We start from the raw sequence: 2,531 nt of genomic DNA on the forward strand, positions 1-2,531 counted from the left end.
GCGCGACGAGGCGGCCGTGCTGGCGCAGTTCGAGGGCGATCCGCAGGTGCGCCCGTCGCCGGACACGGCGTACCGCTTCGTCGGCCACGCACCGGCCGACTTCGCGGTGCACGGCGAGCGGCTGCGCCCGCTGGTGATCGGCTTCGGGCCGTGCGGGATCTTCGCGGCGCTGATCCTGGCGCAGATGGGCCTGAAGCCGATCGTGCTGGAGCGCGGCAAGGAAGTCCGCCAGCGCACCAAGGACACCTGGGGCCTGTGGCGCCAGCGCGAGCTGAACCCGGAATCGAACGTGCAGTTCGGCGAGGGCGGCGCCGGCACCTTCTCCGACGGCAAGCTCTGGAGCCAGATCAGCGACCCGCGCCACCTCACGCGCAAGGTGCTGACCGAGTTCGTCAAGTCCGGCGCGCCCGAGGAGATCCTCTACGTCAGCAAGCCGCACATCGGCACCTTCCGGCTCGTCGGCATGGTCGAGAAGATCCGCGCCGAGATCATCGCGCTGGGCGGCGAGGTGCGCTTCGAGCAGCGGGTGAGCGATGTGCGCATCGAGGACGGGCACATCCGCGGCGTGACGCTGGCGTCGGGCGAGGAGCTGCGTGCCGACCATGTGGTGCTCGCGCTCGGCCACAGCGCCCGCGACACCTTCACGATGCTGCACGAGCGCGGCGTCTACATGGAGGCCAAGCCATTCTCGATCGGCTACCGCATCGAACATCCGCAGAGCCTCATCGACCGCGCCCGCTTCGGCCCGAACGCCGGGAATCCGATCCTCGGGGCGGCCGATTACAAGCTGGTGCATCACGCGAAGAACGGGCGCTCGGTCTACAGCTTCTGCATGTGCCCGGGCGGAACCGTGGTGGCGGCGACCTCCGAACCCGAGCGCGTCGTCACCAACGGCATGAGCCAGTACTCGCGCAACGAGCGCAACGCCAACGCCGGCATCGTCGTCGGCATCTCGCCCGAGGACTACCGGCAGGACCCGGGCGGCACAGGGCCGGTGAACCCGCTCGACGGCATGGCCTTCCAGCGCCTCTGGGAGTCGCGCGCCTACGAACTCGGCGAAGGCGGCTACCAGGCGCCGGGGCAGCTCGTCGGCGATTTCATCAAGCGCCAGCGCAGCCGCGTGCTCGGCAGTGTCGAGCCGTCGTACAAGCCGGGCGTGCTGCTGACCGACCTGGCGCAGAAGGACCGCGGCTCGCTGCCCGTCTACGCGCTCGACGCGATCCGCGAGGCGCTGCCCGCGTTCGAGAAGCAGATCAAGGGCTTCTCGATGGCCGACGCCGTGCTGACCGGCGTGGAAACGCGCACCTCGTCGCCGCTGCGCCTCACGCGGGGGCGCGACTTCCAGAGCCTGAACGTGCGCGGCCTCTACCCGGCCGGTGAAGGCGCAGGCTACGCGGGCGGGATCATGTCGGCGGGCGTGGATGGCATCGAAGTGGCCGAGGCCCTCGGCGCGGACCTGCTCGGCGTGGCGCGGCCCTCGCCATGAGCTGGAGCGGCCTGCCCGACACGGTGCGCACGGTCGAATGCGCGGTGGCCGATTTCACGTCGGTGGCCCGCGGCAAGGTCGTGGCGCGGGCGGATTTCGAGGCGATGCGCGGGTGCAAGCTGCCATCGGTGGTGCTCGGCGTGACGCTGACCGGGGGCGAGCCGGACACGGTGTTCGGGCCGTTGTTGCCCGAGGCGTACGGCGATCTGCACCTGGAGCCCGACTTGGCCACGGCCGTGCCGGTGCCGGGGCGCGAGGACCGGGTGAGTGTGGTCTGCGAACCAACCGGGCTGGCGCCGGATGCGCGCCGCTTCTCGCCGCGGGCGGCGCTGCGCCGGGTGATCGAACGGCTGGCGGCAGCCGGGCTGCGCGCCACGGTGGCGCCGGAGCTGGAGTTTTTCCTCGTCGAGCGCACGGCCGAAGGTGGCTTGCGGGCGGCGGGCGTGCCCGGACCATCCGGCTCGCGTGAGCACGCGCTGGAGATCGCCTCGCTGGAGCGCACCACGCATTTCGCCGCCTACTTCGATGCGCTGTTCGCGGCCTGCGCGGCGCAGCGCATCCCGGTGACGGGCCATGCACACGAATCCGCCTGCGGGCAGTACGAGGTCAACTTCGCGCCCGGCGAGCCGCTGGCAATGGCCGACGCGGTGTGGCGCTTCAAACGGCTGGCGCGCGAGACGGCGGTGCGGCAGGGGTTTCTGGCGACATTCATCGCCAAGCCGTTCCTGGACCAGCCCGGCACAGGAATGCACTGGCATGTCAGCCTGCAGGACACCACCAGCGGCCGCAACATCTTCAGCCAGCCCGATGGCCAGGCCTCCCCGCGGCTGGCGCACTTCGTCGCCGGCTTGCAGCGGGATGCCGCGGCGGCGCTGGCGCTGTTCGCGCCCTACGGCCACACCTTCGACCGCATGAACTGTGGCGACGCCTCGCCGACCACCGCCGACTGGGGCGGCGACGACCGCGGCGTGGCGTTCCGGCTGCCACCGGCCAGCCCGGCGAACCGGCGGCTGGAGAACCGCCTGCCCGGCGGCGACGCCAATCC

At 71.5% G+C, this 2,531-nt stretch carries 2 protein-coding genes; both read left to right on the plus strand.

All coding sequences use genetic code 11. The annotated features are described in order from the left end of the window. Window positions 1-1,486 (plus strand): NAD(P)/FAD-dependent oxidoreductase (locus AB3X43_RS10790; protein WP_369429848.1); only part of this gene is annotated, 1,486 nt, incomplete at its 5' end. After that, a partial coding sequence (locus AB3X43_RS10795; protein ID WP_369429849.1) for a type I glutamate--ammonia ligase occupies window positions 1,483-2,531 on the plus strand: 1,049 nt, incomplete at its 3' end. The genes AB3X43_RS10790 and AB3X43_RS10795, both read left to right, overlap by 4 nt.

This window comes from Sphaerotilus sp., assembly GCF_041083715.1.
In the GTDB taxonomy this organism is placed as follows: domain Bacteria; phylum Pseudomonadota; class Gammaproteobacteria; order Burkholderiales; family Burkholderiaceae_C; genus Sphaerotilus.